The sequence below is a fragment of the Bacillus sp. FSL M7-0307 genome, from assembly GCF_038627835.1.
GTDB lineage: Bacteria > Bacillota > Bacilli > Bacillales > Bacillaceae > Bacillus > Bacillus altitudinis.
Map to the genome: position 1 here is coordinate 831,939 of NZ_CP152023.1, position 21,344 is coordinate 853,282.

26 protein-coding genes are annotated in these 21,344 nt (G+C 40.2%); 14 read left to right on the plus strand and 12 right to left on the minus strand.

The genetic code is table 11. The annotated features are described in order from the left end of the window. The first annotated feature begins 10 nt into the window (after positions 1-10). On the plus strand, positions 11-295 hold the full coding sequence (locus MHI41_RS04110) for a hypothetical protein (protein WP_046342989.1): 285 nt from the start codon (positions 11-13) through the stop codon (positions 293-295). A gap of 17 nt (positions 296-312) precedes the next feature. Here MHI41_RS04110 and MHI41_RS04115 read toward each other — a convergent pair whose 3' ends face one another. Continuing rightward, positions 313-792, minus strand: coding sequence for a MarR family transcriptional regulator (locus MHI41_RS04115; RefSeq protein ID WP_008341672.1), 480 nt, complete (start codon positions 790-792; stop codon positions 313-315). 168 nt (positions 793-960) lie between these two features. Here MHI41_RS04115 and mprF point away from each other — a divergent pair, with 168 nt between their 5' ends. From mprF to MHI41_RS04130, 3 genes are all read left to right on the plus strand, one after another. Next, the gene (mprF, locus tag MHI41_RS04120) at positions 961-3,531 is read left to right on the plus strand and encodes a bifunctional lysylphosphatidylglycerol flippase/synthetase MprF (protein WP_281215907.1); all 2,571 of its coding nucleotides are present in this window, start codon (positions 961-963) and stop codon (positions 3,529-3,531) included. A gap of 93 nt (positions 3,532-3,624) precedes the next feature. Beyond that, positions 3,625-4,173, plus strand: a complete 549-nt coding sequence (locus MHI41_RS04125; RefSeq protein WP_008341670.1) for a thioredoxin family protein — start codon at positions 3,625-3,627, stop codon at positions 4,171-4,173. Positions 4,174-4,511: 338 nt separating this feature from the next. Then, positions 4,512-4,979 (plus strand): DUF393 domain-containing protein, encoded by a 468-nt coding sequence (locus MHI41_RS04130; protein WP_007496690.1) that lies wholly within the window; start codon positions 4,512-4,514, stop codon positions 4,977-4,979. 35 nt (positions 4,980-5,014) lie between these two features. On the opposite strand, the gene MHI41_RS04135 is transcribed toward MHI41_RS04130, so the two are convergent. Then, the gene (locus MHI41_RS04135; RefSeq protein WP_052320913.1) at positions 5,015-6,271 is read right to left on the minus strand and encodes a transcriptional regulator; all 1,257 of its coding nucleotides are present in this window, start codon (positions 6,269-6,271) and stop codon (positions 5,015-5,017) included. 270 nt (positions 6,272-6,541) lie between these two features. Here MHI41_RS04135 and MHI41_RS04140 point away from each other — a divergent pair, with 270 nt between their 5' ends. Next, positions 6,542-7,129: a nitroreductase gene (locus MHI41_RS04140; RefSeq protein WP_342494572.1), complete on the plus strand. Its 588-nt coding sequence runs from the start codon at positions 6,542-6,544 to the stop codon at positions 7,127-7,129. Positions 7,130-7,162: 33 nt separating this feature from the next. Here MHI41_RS04140 and MHI41_RS04145 read toward each other — a convergent pair whose 3' ends face one another. The 3 genes from MHI41_RS04145 to MHI41_RS04155 all read right to left on the minus strand — a co-directional run bounded on the left by MHI41_RS04145 (position 7,163) and on the right by MHI41_RS04155 (position 8,439). Continuing rightward, positions 7,163-7,318, minus strand: a complete 156-nt coding sequence (locus tag MHI41_RS04145) for a YfhD family protein (RefSeq protein WP_342494573.1) — start codon at positions 7,316-7,318, stop codon at positions 7,163-7,165. A gap of 61 nt (positions 7,319-7,379) precedes the next feature. After that, positions 7,380-7,490, minus strand: a complete 111-nt coding sequence (locus MHI41_RS04150; RefSeq protein ID WP_017358836.1) for a YfhE family protein — start codon at positions 7,488-7,490, stop codon at positions 7,380-7,382. A gap of 52 nt (positions 7,491-7,542) precedes the next feature. Then, positions 7,543-8,439 carry a TIGR01777 family oxidoreductase gene (locus MHI41_RS04155; protein WP_342494574.1) on the minus strand — a complete coding sequence of 299 codons (897 nt, stop codon included), beginning with the start codon at positions 8,437-8,439 and terminating at the stop codon, positions 7,543-7,545. 95 nt (positions 8,440-8,534) lie between these two features. Here MHI41_RS04155 and recX point away from each other — a divergent pair, with 95 nt between their 5' ends. Next, the gene (gene recX, locus MHI41_RS04160; RefSeq protein WP_282834011.1) at positions 8,535-9,326 is read left to right on the plus strand and encodes a recombination regulator RecX; all 792 of its coding nucleotides are present in this window, start codon (positions 8,535-8,537) and stop codon (positions 9,324-9,326) included. A 3-nt stretch (positions 9,327-9,329) separates the two neighbouring features. Beyond that, complete coding sequence (locus MHI41_RS04165) at positions 9,330-9,644, plus strand: YfhH family protein (RefSeq protein ID WP_249670407.1); 315 nt, start codon at positions 9,330-9,332, stop codon at positions 9,642-9,644. Positions 9,645-9,870: 226 nt separating this feature from the next. Here the strand turns inward: MHI41_RS04165 and MHI41_RS04170 are convergent, their stop codons facing one another. Then, entirely contained in the window at positions 9,871-10,044 is a 174-nt protein-coding gene (locus MHI41_RS04170; RefSeq protein WP_003217811.1) for a YpzG family protein, read from the minus strand. 25 nt (positions 10,045-10,069) lie between these two features. After that, positions 10,070-10,219 carry a small, acid-soluble spore protein K gene (locus tag MHI41_RS04175; RefSeq protein ID WP_003217849.1) on the minus strand — a complete coding sequence of 50 codons (150 nt, stop codon included), beginning with the start codon at positions 10,217-10,219 and terminating at the stop codon, positions 10,070-10,072. 116 nt (positions 10,220-10,335) lie between these two features. On the opposite strand from MHI41_RS04175, the gene MHI41_RS04180 reads away from it, so the two are divergent. The 3 genes from MHI41_RS04180 (at position 10,336) to MHI41_RS04190 (ending at position 14,575) form a co-directional block, all read left to right on the plus strand. Beyond that, positions 10,336-10,608 (plus strand): YfhJ family protein, encoded by a 273-nt coding sequence (locus MHI41_RS04180; RefSeq protein ID WP_017358840.1) that lies wholly within the window; start codon positions 10,336-10,338, stop codon positions 10,606-10,608. A gap of 301 nt (positions 10,609-10,909) precedes the next feature. Further along, entirely contained in the window at positions 10,910-11,893 is a 984-nt protein-coding gene (locus tag MHI41_RS04185; protein WP_008341983.1) for a glycosyltransferase family 2 protein, read from the plus strand. A gap of 87 nt (positions 11,894-11,980) precedes the next feature. Beyond that, positions 11,981-14,575 (plus strand): YfhO family protein, encoded by a 2,595-nt coding sequence (locus MHI41_RS04190; RefSeq protein ID WP_342494575.1) that lies wholly within the window; start codon positions 11,981-11,983, stop codon positions 14,573-14,575. A 23-nt stretch (positions 14,576-14,598) separates the two neighbouring features. On the opposite strand, the gene MHI41_RS04195 is transcribed toward MHI41_RS04190, so the two are convergent. Next, positions 14,599-14,877 (minus strand): FAD-dependent monooxygenase, encoded by a 279-nt coding sequence (locus tag MHI41_RS04195; protein WP_342494576.1) that lies wholly within the window; start codon positions 14,875-14,877, stop codon positions 14,599-14,601. Positions 14,878-14,950: 73 nt separating this feature from the next. Beyond that, positions 14,951-15,724 carry an NAD(P)/FAD-dependent oxidoreductase gene (locus MHI41_RS04200; protein ID WP_342494577.1) on the minus strand — a complete coding sequence of 258 codons (774 nt, stop codon included), beginning with the start codon at positions 15,722-15,724 and terminating at the stop codon, positions 14,951-14,953. 206 nt (positions 15,725-15,930) lie between these two features. On the opposite strand from MHI41_RS04200, the gene MHI41_RS04205 reads away from it, so the two are divergent. Then, positions 15,931-16,398: a DinB family protein gene (locus tag MHI41_RS04205; RefSeq protein WP_249670410.1), complete on the plus strand. Its 468-nt coding sequence runs from the start codon at positions 15,931-15,933 to the stop codon at positions 16,396-16,398. Between the two features lie 4 nt (positions 16,399-16,402). Here the strand turns inward: MHI41_RS04205 and MHI41_RS04210 are convergent, their stop codons facing one another. The 3 genes from MHI41_RS04210 to MHI41_RS04220 form a co-directional block, all read right to left on the minus strand. Next, the gene (locus tag MHI41_RS04210; protein ID WP_035703758.1) at positions 16,403-16,825 is read right to left on the minus strand and encodes a regulatory YrvL family protein; all 423 of its coding nucleotides are present in this window, start codon (positions 16,823-16,825) and stop codon (positions 16,403-16,405) included. Between the two features lie 67 nt (positions 16,826-16,892). After that, positions 16,893-18,056, minus strand: a complete 1,164-nt coding sequence (locus tag MHI41_RS04215) for an oxalate decarboxylase family bicupin (protein WP_035391265.1) — start codon at positions 18,054-18,056, stop codon at positions 16,893-16,895. A gap of 94 nt (positions 18,057-18,150) precedes the next feature. After that, positions 18,151-18,315, minus strand: coding sequence for a YvrJ family protein (locus MHI41_RS04220; RefSeq protein WP_003217819.1), 165 nt, complete (start codon positions 18,313-18,315; stop codon positions 18,151-18,153). A 166-nt stretch (positions 18,316-18,481) separates the two neighbouring features. Between MHI41_RS04220 and MHI41_RS04225 the strand changes: the two genes are divergently transcribed. From MHI41_RS04225 to MHI41_RS04235, 3 genes are all read left to right on the plus strand, one after another. Then, positions 18,482-19,084: a sigma-70 family RNA polymerase sigma factor gene (locus tag MHI41_RS04225; RefSeq protein WP_342494578.1), complete on the plus strand. Its 603-nt coding sequence runs from the start codon at positions 18,482-18,484 to the stop codon at positions 19,082-19,084. Further along, positions 19,032-19,253: a sigma-O factor regulator RsoA gene (gene rsoA / locus MHI41_RS04230; protein WP_212047369.1), complete on the plus strand. Its 222-nt coding sequence runs from the start codon at positions 19,032-19,034 to the stop codon at positions 19,251-19,253. Before MHI41_RS04225 ends, rsoA begins: the two co-directional genes overlap by 53 nt. Positions 19,254-20,451: 1,198 nt before the next feature. Beyond that, positions 20,452-21,342, plus strand: a complete 891-nt coding sequence (locus MHI41_RS04235) for a DUF6602 domain-containing protein (RefSeq protein WP_342494579.1) — start codon at positions 20,452-20,454, stop codon at positions 21,340-21,342. The last annotated feature ends 2 nt before the right edge of the window (positions 21,343-21,344 follow it).

Sequence of the window (21,344 nt, forward strand, 5' to 3'; positions counted from 1 at the left end):
GAGTTAACACATGTCTAGTAGAAGAATTGTCGGCGCTATGTTTATCTGCACGGCGGCATTGTTTTATATAGCAAAATTCGTTTTGTTTGAGATTCGTTATGGTGGAAATGTAGGCGGAGAAAGAACGATCGAGGAACTGAAAGATATACTCCCAGGCGGTACGTGGATCAGCATCATTTTTCTCATTATCGGTTTAGGTTATCTCCTGTGGGATGACCGGGAAGTCATTCGTCAATATCTTTTCACCCCAGATAAACAAGAAAAAGAAGAAATAAAAAAGACGGACCTCAAGTGACCGTCTTTTTTCCTTTTTTAGCCACGTTCGGGACGAAGTGCTTTTTCTAAAATCGCTAGACCTTCATTGACTTTTTCTTTTTCCTCGTCATTGAGCCGTTGCAGGGAATTTTTAATTTTTTCATGCCCTTTTTGATAAATACTTCTGAAAATATTTTTCGCTTCCTCTGTCAATTCTACGACAATTATTCGACGGTCACGCTCAGAATGCTTTCGTTCCACAAAGTTCGATTGTTCTAACCGATCAAGCAGCCCTGTCATATTGGACAAAGAAGCCCCCATTTTTTCAGCAATTTCGGACACCTTAAGAGAGCCATGGTTATTGAGCAGCATGAGCACCTTCATTTGAGGCATACTCATATCAAGCTTCATCCATTCAGAAACATCTCCAAGTCCTGCAGCAGTGAGCACTTTCATATACAGCACCCATGTCTTTTTTTCCTCAGGAGATAGGATTTCCTCTTTTAGTACGGTGGTGTCATGAATATTATATTCCACGCTTGTTCACTTCCTTTAAGCGGCTCTTTTCTTTATATTACTGATTTTTACTTCTAATTGAAAGTATCATGAAGCTTTTGAATGTTAAACTGCATGAATTAAGTGGTATTTGTTGTATAATAATGGTCAGTTGAAATTAATGAAGCAACTTAGAAAGTTGGGAAAAACATGTGGAACAAAAAAACGGGTATGACGATCTTAAAAATGCTCTTTCCGATCGTGATCATCCTTGTCTTAATTTTTGTCGCCAAGCAGGAGCTGAGCGGCCTTTCCATTAAAAAGACGTTTTATATTATTGACAGCTTGAATCGAATGGACTTGTTTATTCTTGTCTTTCTTGGACTTGTCGCTGTTTTATCCATGTCCTTATATGATTTTATTTTAAGAAAAAGCCTAGATATGCCCATCAGCGGCTGGAAAACGATCCGTATTTCTTGGATCGCCAACTCCTTTAACAGTGTACTTGGATTCGGTGGTTTATCAGGAGCAGGGCTTAGAACGCTTCTATACAAGGAATACATAACAGATACGAAAAAACTGCTGAAAGGTATAGCCCTTTTAACATCCTCTGTTCTGCTGGGCTTATCTATTTTCAGTGATTTGATTTTAGTTAGGGTCCTGCCAGTTGAAAGTATTATTAGTCAGGAGCCGTGGTTATGGGCATTTGTCATTATTTTTGCTTGTATTGTGCCCATTTACATCATCATGGCGTCCATTCGAAAAAGCTCGATTGAGAGCGGTGAAAACGGACTGAAGCACCCGATCTATGCTTATATTGGTGCATCGTTTTTAGAGTGGCTGGCAGCTGGTCTTGTCATGTACATGGCTGTTGTCTCTATGGGGATGAACGTTGATGTCCGTATTGTATTAGGCGTCTTTGCGATTGCGTCAATCGGCGGTTTAATCAGTATGGTTCCGGGCGGGTTTGGTTCGTTTGATCTGATCTTTTTACTCAGTATGCAATACATTGGGTTTGATAAAGAGATGGTGCTGACAGCGCTTGTATTGTACCGCTTCGTTTACTCCATTTTCCCGTTTATTCTTGGACTTTGTCTAGCGGCATACGATTTAACTGGAACAACACTCAGGCGTCTTGAAGGCAATCCGAGAATGGCGCCTGCTATTGAAACAACGAACGTCTTAATTGTTTTGCACCGAGCTCTGCTCATCCGTCTATTGTACGGATCTTTGTCCATTTTAACGTTTGGAAGCGGTTTGCTCATTATGGCTTCCGTTGTGCTTCCTGTTGATCGTTTAGGTGTGATTACAACCATTCCACGCTTTTTGTTATCAGGATTTAATGGTCTTTCTTTAATGTTCGGGATCATTTTAATGATTTTGTCCATTGAAGTGTATAAAAGAACGAAACGGTCTTATCTATTGACAATGATTGCCCTAGCAGGCGGCTTTGTGTTTACTTTACTAAAAGGGTTTAACCTGAGTTTGATCTTTATATTGCCGGTCATCATGGTGGTATTTTTCTCGCTTCGAAATCAATTTGTGAAGCAGCAGGCGCCTTATTCTTTGAATCAGTTTGTGGCCGCCGCCGCCGGATATTTACTCGTGTTGTTTAACTATAATGTCATTGGGAACTTCATTTGGATGAAAATTGGTCATTTCCTAAGCAAGGACTATTTGGTTCATAATGAACGGCATATCACGATGACCAGTATGATTGCTTTAATTGGCGTACCTCTTTTCTTTTTCATTAGTAAATTGATTTTTAATAAAAAAGCAGTTCCAATCGGTGAAGAAGCCGATGAAGAAAAGTTAAAAACATTTCTCGAAGAAAAGGGAGGAAATGCTCTGAGTCATCTAGGTTTTTTGGGAGACAAAAAGCTGTTTTTCTCAAGTGATGGAGAGGCGATGCTTCAGTTTGGCCGGATTGGCCGTTGCGTTATTGTGCTTGGAGATCCTTCTGGGCGTAGAGCCTCTTATCCGCTTGTACTGGAAGAATTTTTGGAACAGACAGAAAAAGCAGGCTATCGTGTCGCTTTTTACCAAGTAGAACGTGAAGGAATGGCGCTTTATCATGACCTAGGTTTTCACTTCTTTAAGCTTGGGGAAGAAGCCATGGTCGATTTAGAAACGTTCTCTTTGTCAGGAAAGAAAAAATCAAACTTACGGGCTGTCGCAAATAAATTTGAACGAGAAGGCTATACGTTTGAAATGCTGGAGCCGCCCTTTTCAGAGGAATTGATCTCAACCTTAAAACAAATCTCTGACAGCTGGCTGGGCAAGAAAAAAGAAAAAGGATTTTCATTAGGCTATTTCAATGAAGACTATATTCAAAAAGCACCGATTGCGATTTTAAAGGATGAACAAGGACAGATCATATCTTTTGTGTCCTTAATGCCGATGTACCAAAAAGGAGAGATATCCATCGACCTCATGCGTCATATGCATGATGCACCGAACGGGATGATGGATGCACTCTTTATCCACCTTTTTCAATGGGCGAAAGAAAAAGGCTACACATCCTTTAACATGGGAATGGCGCCATTATCGAATGTAGGCACGTTCCACCAGTCCTTTCTGACAGAACGTTTGGCGAGTGTCATCTTCAATAACGTCAGATATATGTATAGTTTCAGCGGCTTACGGTCGTTTAAACAGAAATATAAACCAGAATGGCGCGGAAAATATTTAGCGTATAAAAAGAATACATCACTGCCTGTCACAATGGTGCTCGTCACTAAGCTGATAGGAATGGACCCAAATCGAAAACGGCGTCCATAAGTCCAAAGAACCTTTACCTTTCACTAGGTGAAGGTTTTTTTAGACAAAAGAATAGCAAAAGTGGTAAAGTTGAAGGGTAAGGGGGATGTTCACATGACACTAAATGAATGGTTTACAAAGGGATTAGCTGAACGTACATATGTACACAACATGGAGAAAAATCGTGAAAACTTACTCACGGTGTACAACCAGTACGCAATTCATCAAAAGGAAAAAGAGCTGCTTCAAAAACTTCAAAAGAAAAAACTGAGAGCGCTTGTGATCACGGCAGATTGGTGCGGCGATGCGATGGTCAATGTACCTATTTTCATGCGTATTGCAAATGAAGCACTGATTGATGCGCGCTATTTCATTCGGGACGAGCACCTAGACCTGATGGATCAGTATTTAACGAACGGGACCGCAAGATCGATTCCGATTATCGTCATCATTGATCAGGACGGGAAAGAAGTGGGGAAATGGGGACCTCGCTCAGCAGAAGCTCAGCGCTTTGTCGACGAGAAAAAGCCGGATAAAGATGCACCCGATTTTGAGGAAGCATTTAAAGTGTTTGCGAAAGAAGCCGCACATCACTATACGACAGATCGTTACTTATGGAAAGATATTGAGAAAGAAATAGTAGAAGTTTTGGCAAAAATATAAACCAAAAGACTACTTCGCCGCAATGGGAAGTAGTCTTTTTTTATCTTGTTTTTGCGTTTTACCTACAAAACACCGCATAAAGATGTAGAAAAACCGCAGAATTCTATCAAATACCGCAGAAAACCGCAAAGCATCACGATTTTCCCAACCACTTTTAGTTGAAAAACCTCATATATGCCATGAAAACAGCTATTTTGCCCTTATCTAAAGGCTCATATAACGCACGTCGGATGGCTTTTTCCCAATACAAGAGGCCCAGCAACTATAGTAATCTAGTTGTAATCTCCTTTGAACGAACTAAAAAAAATAAATGAAGGAAAAGGGCTGGCGATCAATTTATGAAAAAAATCATCTATCTCGATCAAGAAAAAAAGAAGCTCGCTGAATCAAAGAAAAGAGAACAGCGTTCCATCAAATCACTCAGACTGCTTGTGTTTTATGACGGACAAAGTCCTTCATGTGCAAAAGCGATTGACCTGTTGAAATCACTCGATTGGAAAAACCGAATTCACTTTGAATCATTTAGACACTCACAGCTGCTGAGACTGAATAAAATTAGTGAAGAGAAGGCAGAGAAACGAATCGTGTCTATTTCCTTAGCGAAAAATCAAAAAAACTCAGGGATTTATACGTGGCTGAGAATGGCTTGTCACATCCCTGCATTATGGGGAACGGTCCCATTCATTGTACTCAGCATTTGGCTTGGCTTTGGGCAGCATGCTTACGATTATTTTGCGAGAAAACGGTACATTCATTCTGTCGAACAAGTCACCCGTCCCGATACAGATCAACAAAAAACCATCTAATCATAGAAAAAGCATGACCTTCGATCGGCAGAAGGTCATGCTTTTTTGTAATATGGGATATATGATGCTAAGTGATCAAGTAGCTTCGTTGTGTAAGACATATACGCACGCTTATCAAGCTCAGAAGCCGCATAGGAAAGTAAGGTTCTAAGAGCAAACAAGTACTCATTGTGGAGCTGATTGTGTTCAAAGTAAGGAATCGCTGCTTCTACTAAATAAGTTTTCAAATCATGAGGATTCTCTTCAATCATCAATTTATAGATTTTAATCATATATAAACAGTTTGGTTGAATACGAGGCTGTTTGAGCAGCTCGTGTATGTATGGAAGCGCCTTTTTGCGATCATATTCCGCATACAATGTCGCGATTTCATAGAGCGTTTCACAGTAACGATCTTCTATCTGTTCTTGATTAAAATAATTGAGTGAATCTAGTAAATAAGGCACAGCGGATGAGAAATCGCCTTGGCGTTTTAAGAGAACCCCGTAATAAAAATAAGCTGTCATCTTAATATAAGCATCAGGGTGAAGCGACGTGTGTAAAATCACTTCTTTTAAATATCTTTTAGCTGTTTGAAAGGCCTTTAATTCCAGTGAGATGACCCCATGAATGAGTGTACAATGAATGACCCGCTTGAAATTATTTTTTTGTCTATACAAATCCATTGCTTGATGTGTGGCCTCAAGCGCATCACCGAGATGCCCCATGGCTCCAAGTGCTTTTGCATAGTGATAATACAGGTCGCTCTGTTCAACAGAAGCGTAAGAAAAGCAGCTTTCAAGTCTTTTCAATCCTTCTTCGAGCTGACCGATTTTAATAAGATGGATGCCATCTAGATATTCAAACGTTTCTTTTTCTGTGTCAATAAAGGTTTTTTCAAACTTCTTAAGCACGCGGTGCGTTTTTAAGGCAAGCTGCTGTTTTTCTGTTAATAAATAAAATTGAAATAAGGACAAATGATACTGAATCCCTAAATCTAGCGAAAAGAACTGTTCCTCGTGATGAATGATCATTTCTGCATTTTGCTCTGCTTGATCGAGCGCATAGAAATACATGTTCATTTGAAACTCATCGAGCAATGACAGCAGGTGACGCGCCTTTTGCGACAGCGTTTCTTGACTAATTCCAAGCCGTTCAAGCAAAAGATTGATCGTATCTTGATTGGCCTCTTTTGAGCCATTTTCAATTTTACTTAAATGAGAGACAGAACAAATTCCTTCTGCCAACTCCGATTGGGTCATATTTTGTTTATAACGATAGAGTTTGATGATTTGCCCAATATTGATTTTCATTCCATCCAGAAGCCTCCCTTCCAATCATGGGTTGAAAGCTTTTTGAAAAAATAGCCGCATGAGACAAAGTGGAAATACCTGATATCATTTCATCATCTTGGCTTTTTTCTCAAAATTTGTTTAAAACGTAATATGATTGTAACATTACTTGAAAAAGTCAAACAACTTTTTAGCAGAGAGGCGAGGTCCTATTTGCAAACAACACATGATCATGTTTATAATGTGAATGAGAATCAATTTCAATTAAGGTTGATTGAAAGGATGACATATATGCCAGAAACAAAACAACAAACAGAAGCGTTAACGGTTCGAGACGCTGTCAGATATAGACGATCGATTCGAAAATTCAAAGAAACACCGGTGAGCATTGAGCAGCTTCAGCCATTATTAGAGGATGCAGTCTATGCACCTAATCATAAAATCACGGAACCGTGGCGTTTTTTATATGCAGTGACGGATGAAGCAAAAGAGGTATTTGTTGAGCGGTTCATTGCTTTCTTTAAACGCAACAACCCAGACGCAAAAGAAGAAAAGATCAATCAGTACAGAGATTATTTTTCTAAAGTACCAGCACTTTTACTTGTTGTTCTAAAAGAAGACGAAAACCCAGTTGTGAGAAACGATGATTTTGCCGCTGTGAGTGCGCTCATTCAAAACTTCCAGTTGTTGGCTTGGGATCAAGGAATCGGTATGGTATGGAAGAGCGGCCGTATTTTATACGACAAAGGGTTTCAACAGGATGTGGGATTAAAGGAAAACGAGCGCTTTGCCGCAATTCTTCACATTGGTTATCCAGAAGAGGTGCCTGAGGAAAAGTCACGTCAGAAGGCATCAAGCCTGCTAACTGAAATCAAATAAAAACAGACCTTTTGATAAGGTCTGTTTCTTTACTTATTGTTTTTTGGCACGCTGATCGGCTGCTTTCATACGTGCCATCGCTTTTACGTCATTCGGATCTGCAAGTTCTTTGGAAAATTCAACATATTCGCCATCCGTCTCTTGTGCCGCAAGCTGTTGGTTGGATTTTTTGTGTTGGTCTTTTTTCAAAGCTTTTCCCTCCTTTACAAGATCATCTTAGTTATGTGCTTGTAAAAGAGGAATATCCGTTTTATTTGTTTCTTTTTTCTGCTGCTCTTTCCGCTTTTTTGAATTCCTGCTGATACAGAACTTCCTGGGTTTTCTTCAGTTTTGAAGTCGGCTGGTGTTCTTTTTTCTTCATCAAAATCGCCCCCTCATCTCATTTTTAATAGGATGGGTGTTTTTGACAAAATTTATTCCTCTGAATGCAAAATCGCTTCTTTTAGCTCAGGGTGTAAAAATTCATAAGAAGACAGCAGTGCCTTTTTCGGCAGGGCGCGCTGGCCTTCTAGAACAAGCAATGACATGTCGCCAAGTGCGGTTTTGATGACAAAGGACGGCACCTTCAGCCAGTGAGGGCGATGAAGGACAGATGCAATGGTTTGCCCCAGCTGCTTCATTTGAACAGGATTTGGAGACGTGACATTGAGTGGACCTGATATGTGTTCATGGTGAATGGCATACGCAATGAGATGTGCTACATCATCCACGTGAACCCATGATACCCATTGCGAGCCAGAGCCAATCGTTCCACCGGCAAACAGCTTGTATGGCAAGGTCATAAGAGGAAGTGTGCCTTTTTCTCCTAGTACTACCCCAAAGCGTGTATAAACCGTGCGAATACCGAGCGCCTCAATTTTTTGACCTTCAGCTTCCCAAAGTTTTGACGTATAACTTAAGAAATCTGTATCGGCTGGAGGGGCCTCCTCCGTAAAATCCTCTGTCTTGGAAGTGCCATAGATACCGACAGCACTTGCTTGAATGAGCACAGATGGTTTCGATTCCTGCGCTTCTATAATGCGTCTTACTTCTTGCGTTGATTGAAGACGACTGGAAAGAATGCCTTTTTTTGCTTTGTCCGTCCAGCGTGTGAAAATGGATTTTCCAGCAAGGTTAATCCATACATCAATCGCAGGCAATTCATGTTCAGGCTTAGCACCTTCTGTCAGCCACTGCACATAGTGTAAATGATTTTGTTCGGATTCCTTTGGATTTCTTGTTAAAATATATAGATGATGTCCTTCAGCTGCGAGCACCTTTGTGACATGCTGGCCGATAAACCCGGTTCCTCCGGTAATGGCGATATTCAATTGACATCTTCTCCTCTCATATACATACCTATATCTTTCACGATTTTGAATCAGAAGAAACATCCTGACTGTTTGAAAAAAGGAGTGATCACAGGATGCCCTATATTACGAAAATCTCTGCTCAGAAAAACAATACAGAACGCGTGAACATCTTTCTTGATGAAAAGTACGCTTTTAGCGTTGATCTAGATGTGCTCGTCCAGCATGATTTGAAAAAGGGAAAAGAGCTGGACGAAGCCGATATCATAGAGATTCAATTCGGTGATGCAGTAAAAAAAGGATTTCAGCAGGCCGTCGATTATTTATCGTATCGGATGAGATCAGTGAAAGAAGTCACCGATTATTTGACGAAAAAAGACATACCAGCACCTGCTATTAGTGAAATTATACACAAATTAAAGCATTATAAGTATGTAAATGATCTTGAATTTGCAGAAGCGTATGTAAGCACCCACCGAAAAACGAATAGCAAAGGCCCGTCAGTGCTAAAAAAAGAATTAAAGCTGAAAGGCATAGACGATGACACCATCGAACAAGCACTATCGCAATATCCGAATGATTTGCAGCTAGAGGAAGCAGTGAAACAAGTGCTGAAGATGGTTAAGAAAGAGAAAAACCGGTCCGCAAAAGAAATTGAACAGCGTATCAAATTGCAGCTTCAGCGAAAAGGATTTTCATTTGATATCATTGATAAAGCCCTTCAAGAAGCCTATGATGGACAAGAAGAGGAAAAGGAAGAAGAAGCCCTTCACTATATGCTTGAGAAGGCAAAACGCAAGGTAGGATATGACGGATCATTTGAGAAAAAAATGAAAGTGAAGCAATTCCTTTACCGAAAAGGATTTGATCTTGATACAATTGATCACGTTTTAGACAAAGGGGAATGACAGATGGAAAAACGCTATAGTGAAATGACAGAATACGAATTAAAGCAGGAGATTGCCGCTCTTTCTGAAAAAGCAAGAAAGGCTGAGCAGCTAGGCATTGTGAATGAATATGCCGTGTTGGAGCGGAAAATTGACATGGCGAAAGCCTATTTATTAGATCCAGCTGCTATTCAGACCAAAACGACCTATCACATCAAAGATACAGACGAGCAGTTTTATGTGGAGTATTTAAATGGTGTTTTTGCTTGGGGCTACAGAGTATCAGCGCCAAATAAAGAAGATGCCCTGCCGATTTCAATGCTTACGAAAAAGGACTGATCCCTAGAGATCAGTCCTTCAGCGTGTAGACAAACCCTCGCATTCTTTGTCAGTCCTGCGCTCTGGTACTCACGAATGACAAATTCGCTCCGCTCCAGTGCTCGTCCTTCCTAGACTGCAAAGGTTTTCTATCACGCTGAAAAGAAGACAAAGGGCTAAAATCAAGTTCATTTTAGCCCTTTGTCAACAATCTGAAGGACTGATCGTTAGAGATCAGTCCTTTTTTTTACTTCGAACGTTGTTTACGGACGTTGTTCTGAAGTACGATGTCGTGCTGCGTTTGCTGCGTTTCTCCGTTGACCTGAGAGGCAGAATGTTTAGCATTCGCCCATGGTTGAGGGTAAGCGGTTGTTCTTAATTGAACAAAGTCTTCCATATACGATTTCCCATTTGAACTCATATCTCAAGCACTCCCTTTGGAAAAATTAGCGTTTCCCTGATGCCCTCATACGTTCCTGTGGACGTGTATTCGTCTCACCGTTCGGCCTTTTAGATGCATAAGCATCTGTGGCCCCTGGTTCGCCTTCAAACTTGTGATTCACTTGATTTGGAAAGCCCTTTGCTTTATTACGCATACTGATTCCCTCCAAACAATACAAATCATTTGCGTCTTTTGAAGACGTAAGGGTAGTATATGAAAAAAGAGATTTTTTTAAAAAGGCACTTTCTGCTAGATGAAGGAGGAACCAGTATGGAACAATATTTTGAGCGCTTAACCGAACAACTAATGGAAAAAAACAATATGCTCACATATGAAGAAGCACGTACATGGGTAGAGCTCCTTTGGAGTGATTTTGAAACAACCTATGCAAAGGCTGGCCGCAAATATAAAGGACAGGAAACGACTGAACGGATTGTCCAAGAATGGATCGAAAGCTATGGTGCTCAGCTGCATTTATTTCAAAATAAACAATCGAAGGCAAATGAGCATTTGCAACAAAACAACAAAGGGCTACTGCATTAAAAGGGTTGCCCTTTTCACTTCTACTCATCTTTTTCAATAAACAGGAAAATATATAAATAACTAAACAATTTTATGAAACAATACCCAGTCTGTGATCAAAATTACAGGCTTTTTACAATGGATAAACTTAAAATTACATTAAATTCATGTTGGTGAAAATCACTGGAAATAAAACTCTGATATAATGTAACGATTAAGGATACATGAAATTTATGGATAATAAAAAAGGGTTTCGTTTTCTGATAAAAAAGGAATAATGAACATAACAGACTATGTGAAAAAAGTGAAGAGAAGGTGCGATATGGAACGGGAACTGCTCTCTGTTATAATTCCTTCTTACAATGAAGGTGAAAACATCAGACGAATCTTTGAGGCACTCGAGGAAGAGTTTCGCGATTTTCATTATGACTTTGAAATCATCTTTGTGAATGATGGAAGCAAAGATAATACGCTTCAATACATGAGAGAGCTCTCTCACAAAAGTGCAAAAGTCAAATACATTTCCTTTTCTCGTAACTTTGGGAAAGAAGCTGCAATTTTAGCAGGTCTTGAGCATGCAAAAGGGGAAGCTGCGATCATTATGGACGCCGACTTACAGCACCCAACGTATTTGATTCAGGATTTTGTTAGAGGCTACGAAGAAGGTTATCATCAAGTCATTGCCAAACGAAATCGTAAAGGGGACAGCAAGCTTCGTTCTTACCTATCATCGATGTATTATAAAGTGATGAACAAGGTGGTCGAAGTGGACTTGCGTGATGGTGTAGGAGATTTCCGCTTAATTTCCCGTCAAGCGATCGACGCATTGCTTCAGCTGAAAGAGGGAAATCGTTTTTCAAAAGGGCTTTTTTGCTGGATTGGCTTTGAAGAAAAGGTCATCTATTATGAAAATGTGGAAAGACAGCACGGTGATACAAAATGGTCACTGAAGAAATTATTTAACTATGGCATAGATGGCGTTATTTCTTTTAACAACCGCCCGCTGCGTATTTGTTTTTATACGGGTATTTTGATCTTATTTCTCTCTTTGATTTACATCGTGGCGACCTTTATTCAAATCGTCAGAACGGGCATCATGGTACCGGGTTATTTCACTTTAATCTCAGCTGTGCTTTTCCTCGGTGGTGTCCAGCTCTTGAGTCTAGGCGTGATCGGAGAATACATTGGCCGGATCTACTATGAAACGAAAAAGAGGCCGCATTACTTAATTCAAGAATCAAATGTCATGGAACAAGAGACAAGCTCAAAAGAACAAGACCGAGTGTTAACGCAGTTATTTAAATAACGTGGAGTCAAATAACCGGCAAGCACGAATCGCTTGCTGGGTTGTTTTGTTTCAATGAACAGTGGATCTTTTGGAGAAAGGATTTAGATGATGAAACGTAGATGGATACTCATTGGAATGTGCCTCATTCTTGCTTTATTAGGACACTCCTTTTTCTTATATGAATATACGCAAGGCCTATATATGACGGGAGATGGGGATGGCATTTCGCAAATGCTCCCGTTTAAAAAGCTGCTGTATGATGAATACGTCAAAGGAAACTTCTTTTATTCCTATCAATTTGGTCTAGGCGGTGGTACATATACGCAATTAGGTTATTATTTTACAACGTCGATGGTCTTTATGGTCACAGTCGCTGTCGTCTGGCTGTTGAATGCGCTTCACCTTGTACAGTCAACAGACATTCACTTTTGGGCAAATGCTGTTATTTGGCTGAGTGTGATCAAGCTGACAGTCATTCTGTTCATCGCATATCGTGTGCTCCTTTCGATTGTGCAGCATAGGCTGGGGGCGCTGACAGGTGCCGGTATTTACGGACTGTCTATTGTGTACTTTCGACATCAAACGTTTTGGGAGTTTTTCACCGACAGCATGATGTGGCTTCCGCTGCTTGTGCTCGGGGTTGAACGGATTTTTAAAACAGGCAAGCCGGCTTGGTTTATTGCGGCTTGCAGTCTCATGCTGATCAATAATTTTTACTTTGCTTACATTCACTTTATCTTTTTAGCCATTTATCTTGTCTTCAGATATATGATTAAGCTTCAAAGCGAGGAGCGAGGCTGGAAGGTGTTCTGGACCCTTGCGATCTCTACGCTGTTATCGTTTGGGATCAGTGCTGCCTTTTTTATCCCGTCTGTTTACGGCTTTCTCAATAATGTAAGACCGCCGTATGAACAGGCGATTCCTTGGTTCGATCTGCATGATCATCTGCTGTTTACAAGCAGGGTGTACTTATTGCCTGTTATCTTTTTGATTTGTCTGTTCCTCGTTCCGCTATACCGGAACAGATGGTTTTTCATGTTCACATCGATCAGTGTTCTGCTGATCATTTTTCACTACAGTCCAAAGATGGCGAGCGTGTTTAATGGTTTTTCTGCACCGCAGTACAGATTCGAATATATTCTTGCTTTTACAGTTGGAGCGGTCGTAGCCATCACCATCAAGCATTTCTCGCAAATCGAGTGGAAGTGGAAAAAACGTGCGGTTTTAGGCGCTTGGATTGTATTCCTTCTCGCAGTCGCCCTTTCAGAACGAGCAAAGGGAAATATGGATGTTGTTGTATTTACCGGAATAGGACTGCTTGTGATCAGTTTGTTCTTCCTCTCGATACATGCGGGGAAACGTCTGCACCTTCGTCTCTTTTCAGCTGCGCTCATCGTTGTGAGCTTACTGACAGCAGGCGTGTATCAGCAGGGCTACTTATTTGAAAGAAGCAATATTAAGAGCGTATCAGATACGTATCTGAATAGTGAGGCGTATGCTGGACATGAGCAAATGAAGCTCATTCAGCAGATTCAAAACCGCTCAAAAGAAGATCCGCTTGCCCGGATTGATTGGATGAACGGCGTGCGCAACAACACCCCGTTATTTGAAGGCTTTCAAGGCATGAGTGCGTATTCAAGTATATTGAATCAGCATCTGCTCCATTTCTACTGGAATGACCTGCAAATTGATATGGGACGGGAAAGTGTCAGCCGGTATGCAACAATGGGGGACAGGGCGAATTTATACAGCCTGACCTACGGGAAGTATTATATGAGAGACAAATCGATGTCTTTCTCACCGCCGGTTTATTTTAAGCCAATATTGGAAAGCGAACATTATGAAGTGTATGAAAATACACGTCCGCTCCCATTTGCAAGAACAACGAGTACCGTCTATTCAGAAAAGTCACTAGAGCATGCGTCAGCACTTGATAAAGAACATGCGATGTTGCAAGGTGTGATCTTAAACAAAAAAGGAAATGCTGAAATCGACCAATCGCCTGATCGAATAAAGGATACAAACATTCATACTGAACAAGCGGTATACGAAAATGGCGTGCTTGATGTATACGGGGAAACGGGCGGGCTGAATATCACCCTTCCAGATGATATCGCTCGCGTGGGGGATGTGTATGTGAGCTTTTATGTGAAGCGGACCGACCGTAACGAAGGGTTTCAGTTATCTGTGGATGACTACGTCACATCACGGAAAAGCAATACGTCTATCTACAAAACAGGCGTTAATGACGTGACGATTCGAGTCCCAGCTGAAAAAATCCTTTCCATTCGAGTGCCAAAAGGGACGTATGAGCTGAGTCAATTAAAGCTGTATCATGAGCCATACCGCATCCTTGAGCGAGCATATGAAAAAGAAAAACAGGATGACGGTAGCCAGCAAGTAAAGCTTAAAAATAACCGCTTTACGATTTCATATAATAACAAGCGCAGCGATAATTACATGGTTCTACCTGTTCCATATGAAAAAGGCTGGGAGCTCACGGTGAACGGACAGCAAACCGATATTGAACAAGCCAATTACGCCTTTATCGGTTTTCCAATAGAAAAAGGCAAAAACGAGATTGTGCTAACCTACTATCCGCCTTATATCAGAATTCTCGCATTGATTTCACTCGTCAGTTTGATCGGTGCGATCCTCTATGCACGGAGACAACACAAGAAACACCACTTTTTAGCATAAGTGGTGTTTTTTTATCTTTCATCTCATACGTAAGTTTCTTCATCCCATTCAATCGTGTATTCGTTCATTTTTTTATCAATATCGTTTTGAATACTCATGTGCTGAAATAGCGCATTCAATTCTTCTGTCCTCTTTCTTCGATCCTTTTCATAATAATAGAACGCATCTCGATAATCATGATCCCTTAGCATCTTTGCTATGATCATGGCATCTTCTAGACTATACGATGCCCCTTGACCAACAAAAGGATTTGCTGTGTGAACAGCATCACCTATAAGAGCAATTCGTCCTTTTGACCACACAGGAAGATCCTTTATTTCATAGATACTTCTTGGAAAGAACATGTTTGTATGATCGATGATGTCAGAAAGGTGTTTAGGAATGTTCCATTTGTTTATATAATAACTGTCGGATGGTTTCTTTATTGGCTTTCTCAAAATGTTTTGTAGGTAACTTCTCAGGACACTGAGAGAAAGCTTGCCATAAAATATTCATTTTATTTGTTGGATGCGCTTTCCCAAAAATGAATTGAAAGTTTCCGTCATTGTAAAAATAACTTGTTGCCTCATCCAATACAAAATCCTTCACAAACGATACTCCTTGTAGTCCCCAAAAACCGCTATAGTCTAATTTAGCATTAAACGCAATAGCCTCTCTTGTTTTAGAAAAAGTTCCATCTGCTCCTATTACAATATCACCTGTTATCTCAGTTTCATCTTCAAAAAGAACCTGAACGGTATGAGGCTGCTGTTTGATTGAGATTAACTTTTTGTTGTATTTCACTTCTATTCCTTGACGGTGAACTTCTTTTAAAAGTGATTTGATGATTTGGTCTCTCATGACGTTCAGTAAAGGAGCATCATAATATTTTTCACTATAATTGTGAAAGATCGCTTCTACTTCATTTTCACTGTTTATTTGCTGGATATTCTTTATCACTGTTGCATTTGCTATCACTTCATTTTTACACCCGATTTCATCCAAAATCTTTACCCCATTCGGAGACAGTAAAAAACCTGCTCCTGTTTCTAATTCTTCATCTGACCTGCTTTCATAAATCGTACTTTCCATTCCAGCCTTTTTTAAGAATAAAGAAGTAGCCAATCCTGCTACACCACTGCCGATAATGATCACATTTTGAGATTTCATTATTTCCCCTCCTATTTTATAAACAGACCGGTCGGTTTATTTTAGTGCAAAAAAATAAGCTTTTTCATATAGGACAGCGTATCACAATTCCCCCTCTTCATTTGGTAATTAAAGTATATGATAATATGTTATAAATGATTTCGCAAGAATGAAACTAACCAATTTCTGATCAACTTCTTTTAAAAACATGAAGGGGATAACAAAACATGAACAAAGACACCGTGATAAAACACTATGAACACACCCTTGAATGGGTACAGTCACTAACGAAAGTAACAGAAGAAGAATGGCGTAGCGCCATCGCTGAGGGAAAATGGAGTATTGCTGAGATCATCGCTCATTTCGTTCCGTTGGATGAATTTATTTTACACGACCGTCTAAAGGAATTTTGGAACGAGCAAGCGTTACCGCAGGCACCTGATGCGCATGAAATGAATCAGCAGTCAGCCGAAAGAGCAAGAAAGGAAGAAAGAAGCGAGACGATTGGGCGATTTATTGCTGTCAGAACAGAATTACTTCAAGAAATGAAGAAAATCGAACCATCTCGCTGGAATGCATCCTTTTTGATCGGTCAAACAGAGCTGACGTTATCAAGTTATTTTGAAGGCTTGATTAAGCATGATCTCCATCATATGGAGCAGATTAAAAAAGTACTCTCTACAGAAAGACGATAAAGCGTCACGAAGCTTCTTTCTCAAATGGAAACGTCGCATAATCAAACAAAAAATGAAATAGCCAAAGACTAAGCGCAAAGAGAATTTCTTCAGAAGTAGTCAGCAAAATGCCGTCAACTAATTCATCTGATAAGTAGACAGCACCCCAAATAAACAAAAGGTGAAATAAAACGGTATAGAAAACAATGGATCGTTTTTTGGACCGACACTTACGAACAAAACACATGAGCACGTGTTCCAGATGTTCAAAAGAGATCCCGAGTACAACGTAGATGCCCATAAACAGAAGCAACGATAAAACCGATTGATAAAAAGCACCCGTCAAATGAAAGAACAGCACACAAAACAACAAAAATATGTAACAGACAGCTGATAGCGCTATCAGGCATTTCACCCCTTGCCATAAAGCGTGAATAGATTGCTGCATGGATAAACAACACTCCCTTACATGAAGATACCTGCAAAAAGGACAGCCTTTTTGCAGGAAGGTGGAATTAATCCTCTTTTTTAGGTGCAGCGATGACAGGGTGTTTTTCTGTATCAAGCAATTTCAAGAATTCTTCGCCTTGATCTAAATGATCCAAAACAAGCTGTTTCGGTGTGACCGCAAGCCACTGATTGAGCGAGATATCTGCATAATGGTCGCTCTTGAAGATTTCTAAGAAATAAAGCGGTTCGTCACCTGTATTTTCTACATAATGCCCCATCGCAAATGGCACATAGCCAACATCTCCCGCCTGATAGTTAAAGGTTCTTGCATGTCCATCAGAAGCAAATACCGTCATTCGAGCTTTTCCAGAAATGAAATATTGCCATTCATCCGTATTTGGATGCCAGTGCAGCTCACGGATGGCACCTGGATCAACTTTCACAAGAGCGGATGCAATCGTTTTAGACGCTTTAAAATTGGTAGAGTCCGCAATCCACACTTGTCCGCCGCTTGACGTAATTGGCTCCTGTTTTAACAGCTCATATTTAAAGGAATTCGGGACCTCTCCTTGCTCTGTTTGCACCTTGTCACACTCAAGGGAACCAGGAATTCCTTTTTGGAAAATATACTTTTCTTTCTCTGGCAGCTTGTTAAATTGTTCTTTTGTCATTCCAAAGTTTTGGAGAACGATTTCCTCTGGCGTATGGGCAAGCCAATCAGTCACTTGGAACGTACTATTTTCAGAGAAAGACCCATCATCAAACACAAGCAAGAATTCCGCTCCCGGTTCAAGTGCTTGGATAGAGTGCGGCAAGCCAGAAGGGAAGTACCATAAATCTCCCTCAGTCACATCCTCTGTAAAATTCCGCCCCTCTGCATCAACCGATGTAATTCGGGCTTCCCCATAAATCATGTACGCCCACTCCGCTTCCTTATGCCAGTGCAGCTCGCGAATCGCACCAGGCTTTAGCCGCATGTTCACAGAGGCAAGACTTTTAGAAATTGGCAGTTCACGTACCGTTACCTCGCGGGCATAGCCGCCTTTTTCTAAACGGTTGTGCGTATCAGAAAAAGAATATTTCATGTTGGGAACCGTTCCATGATCGGTTTCTGGTGGCGTGAGCATATCTGGGTTTTGTCTGTCTCGCTCGAGATTACGTGGAATTTTGACCGTTGCTCCTTTTTCTCCTCGAATCGGCTGCGGTACCCCATTTTGCTTTTCACTCATGATAAAATCCCCTTTCAACATCGTATTGTGTGAGGTGACAAAAGGCCTTTCATTTCGCCCTCGTTTTCATAAGGTGAAACGAATCAAGAAGATGTCAATCTGATTCATCATTTTTTTGAACAGCGACCAATCGTTGGATGAGCTTGCTTAATTCATCAAACTTTCGTTCAAAACGTGTCAGCAAATAAACCGTTAAAATGGCAGGGAAACCAGCCTGACCAAGCTGCTTCAGCCATTCCTCCGAAAAAAAGGTCTCCATTTGTCTCACCTCCCAGCGGATGCTCGTCTTCTCTATAAGTGGTATGAAAGAAGAAATAGGAAATCAAAAGGGGAGAAAATGAACCATTAGACCCGTTTCACAAAGTTTACTTTTTTTAACTTTTGTCCACTTAATGCAAGTAGAGAGAACAAAGGGGAGGATGCACATGGATTATCGGCTGTTATTGAAAGCAAAATGGAAGGAAATCGTTGATCACCCGCTCATTCATCAATTTTTAAGCAACCCTAAAAACCAGCAGCTGCTTAGGCAAGTCATGGAAGAGCCAAACGAGGAAAATGCGAAAAAACTAGATTCCGAGTTCAAGCAGTTTTATCAAAAAATCCGCATCATCAAGTATATTTCCACAATGATCCGCATTTTTTCAGTCGACTTTGACAAACGAGTGAAAAAAAAGCAGCAGCGTTTTCCGCTCATACTTGATCATCCTGATACGCAAGAAGTGAAAGACCCTGTTCAAACAGATACGTATGAAGCGGTGCTCTTCAACCAGCAAGACTTAGGGGAGCACCTGCAAGACCCAAGATTGTACAAGGCCTATCAGCAGCTCACAGACAAACAAAAAATGGTCCTCACCCAAATTTATGTCGAAGGCCAAACAATGAAAGAAATAGCCGATCAGCTAGGTGAAACAAGACAAAACATCTCAAACATTCACAAAAAAGCGCTCAACAAACTAAAAGAAAAAACAGGGGGAGATGTCCGTGCACGAAGACAAAATCACCAATGGAGAAATGGAAGAACTCATTGAAACCTTCACACCCATGATCAAAAAGAAACTACAAAACACGGCATATCAAGAAAGAGAAGACCTCGAACAAGAACTCTACATCAAACTCATCGAAAAAGTAGACTGGCTGATTTACCAAGAGGGACCTGGCTTTTGGGAGTTTATTGTGGAATATATGACGAAGATGTAAGAGGAACTGATGGTGCGAATGTGAGGTGAACATAAAATCCCCGGGACATTCGCACCTTTTTATTCGACAAAATTGAGAAAAAATGTATATTTTATAAAGGGCAAAACAAAATTCTTTATTGAAAGTTGTGGATTTTGCCTATCATTTCCTAAAAAATGTTACAATTAGGGCAGAAATCGCAGTCGCACTCTATGTGAGTGCGTGGATTGAAATAAGATCCCGCCGTACCCGATCAACCGCCTGGCAGTCGCACTCTACATGAGTGCGTGGATTGAAATCGAATAGCTCCGCAAATTCATCTGAAGTGAATAGGTCGCACTCTACATGAGTGCGTGGATTGAAATAATGTGTAGATAGTTGGGTATGTGCAAAGTGTGTTGTCGCACTCTACATGAATGCGTGGATTGAAATATTGACGCTTTACTTTCATATAGGCTGTCATAGTCGTCGAACTCTACAAGAGTGGATGGATTGAAAATTTGAATTGGCAGCATCATAAACCAAGCACCCCCGGACTGGCCCAGTAGTCCATGTTTTAAATGAATTCAAAGCTGTTGATGAAACAGCGAAATAAGTATGATTATCATCAATAATAGTTTTTAATTAAATAGGATTAAGAGAGATTCGGTGCGAATGTCAGGTGAACATAAAATCCCTGGAACATTCGCACCTTTTTATTCGACAAAAATGGGTAAAAATGTATATTTCATGAAGGAGAAAACAAAATTCTTTATTGAAAGTTGAGGATTTTACCTATCATTTCCTAAAAAATGTTACAATTAGGGCAGAAATCGCAGTCGCACTCTATATGGGTGCGTGGATTGAAATGGTTATTTGTAACTATGGAAATTACTGTATATTGTCGCACTCTATATGGGTGCGTGGATTGAAATACCCATGCAAAGCTTTTAATCAATCCCAGGGAAGTCGCACTCTACAAGAGTGCGCGATTTTAAATGATTGTCTCTTAAACGGGTATGGCCACCTCAAATCCATCTTCTTACAATCTCCTCTTTCAAATAGCCATCAAATATACTGTTCATTTGTACAGTGAAAACATGACTCCTTGCAGTCATGTTTTTTTCTTCTTCTTTTTCCTAAATAAACCTTAAAAAATCTCAAAATAAGTCGAAATGAAAAGTAGTCATTTAGATTCAAATTTTATCCATTCGTAGTGAATGATGAAGGAGGAATTGGTTTGGGTGAAACGGAGCGAACCGGTAAAGTTGAGCAGCTGATCTTAGAGAATTATCAAAGATTAAACAGCATGATATCAGAAGAAGTCGACTTTGCTTCTAATCATGGCGGGCTGACAGGAGATTCTAGAGAAGTGATGTGGTTGGAGTTTTTTCGGAAAATCATTCCTAAAAAATATTCATTAGCACAAGGTGTCATCATTATTGACTCAGAAGGAAATCATTCTAACGAAGTCGATATTGCCGTTTTTGATGAGCAGTATACGCCGTATGTGTTCCAACACAATTCGTTGAAGTTTATACCGATTGAGGCGGTTGCGATTGCTATTGAATGTAAAAGTTCAAATTTCGATGTTGATAAATTAGAAGTTTGGTCTGACAATATAAAAAAATTAGTACCGAAAACAAAAGGAATAGCTAGGATGGCCGCCCAAGGGGTTGTCATGGTTGAAAATGATACACAGAAACGAACACGTCCTATTTTAATTTTAGCAAGTAATTTAAAAAGGCAAACAGCAAACTCATCTTCAGGGATGTTTGAAAAATTAGACAAAGCATTTGACTTTATACTTATGAAACAAAAGAGTGTATTTCATTTAAGAGCTCCTAATGAAGGTGAACGCCTAGTATGGTGGGCTAATGAATTAAATTGTTATGATCCAGAAAGATCTAAGGAACAAGAGGATGAAGAAAAGAAAGAAAATATTGAAAATAATGAAGATGATAGTAAAGACAAAGTGATTTCGAACAAACTCAGTGAATTACGTATTGATCACAATGAGCTGTTAACGCTAAACTTCCAATTAAATCAATTGCTGATGCTCATCAATAATCCCATGTTTTTCCCTCACTATGCATATGCCAAGCTGTTTCAGAAACAGATAACAAAGTGAAG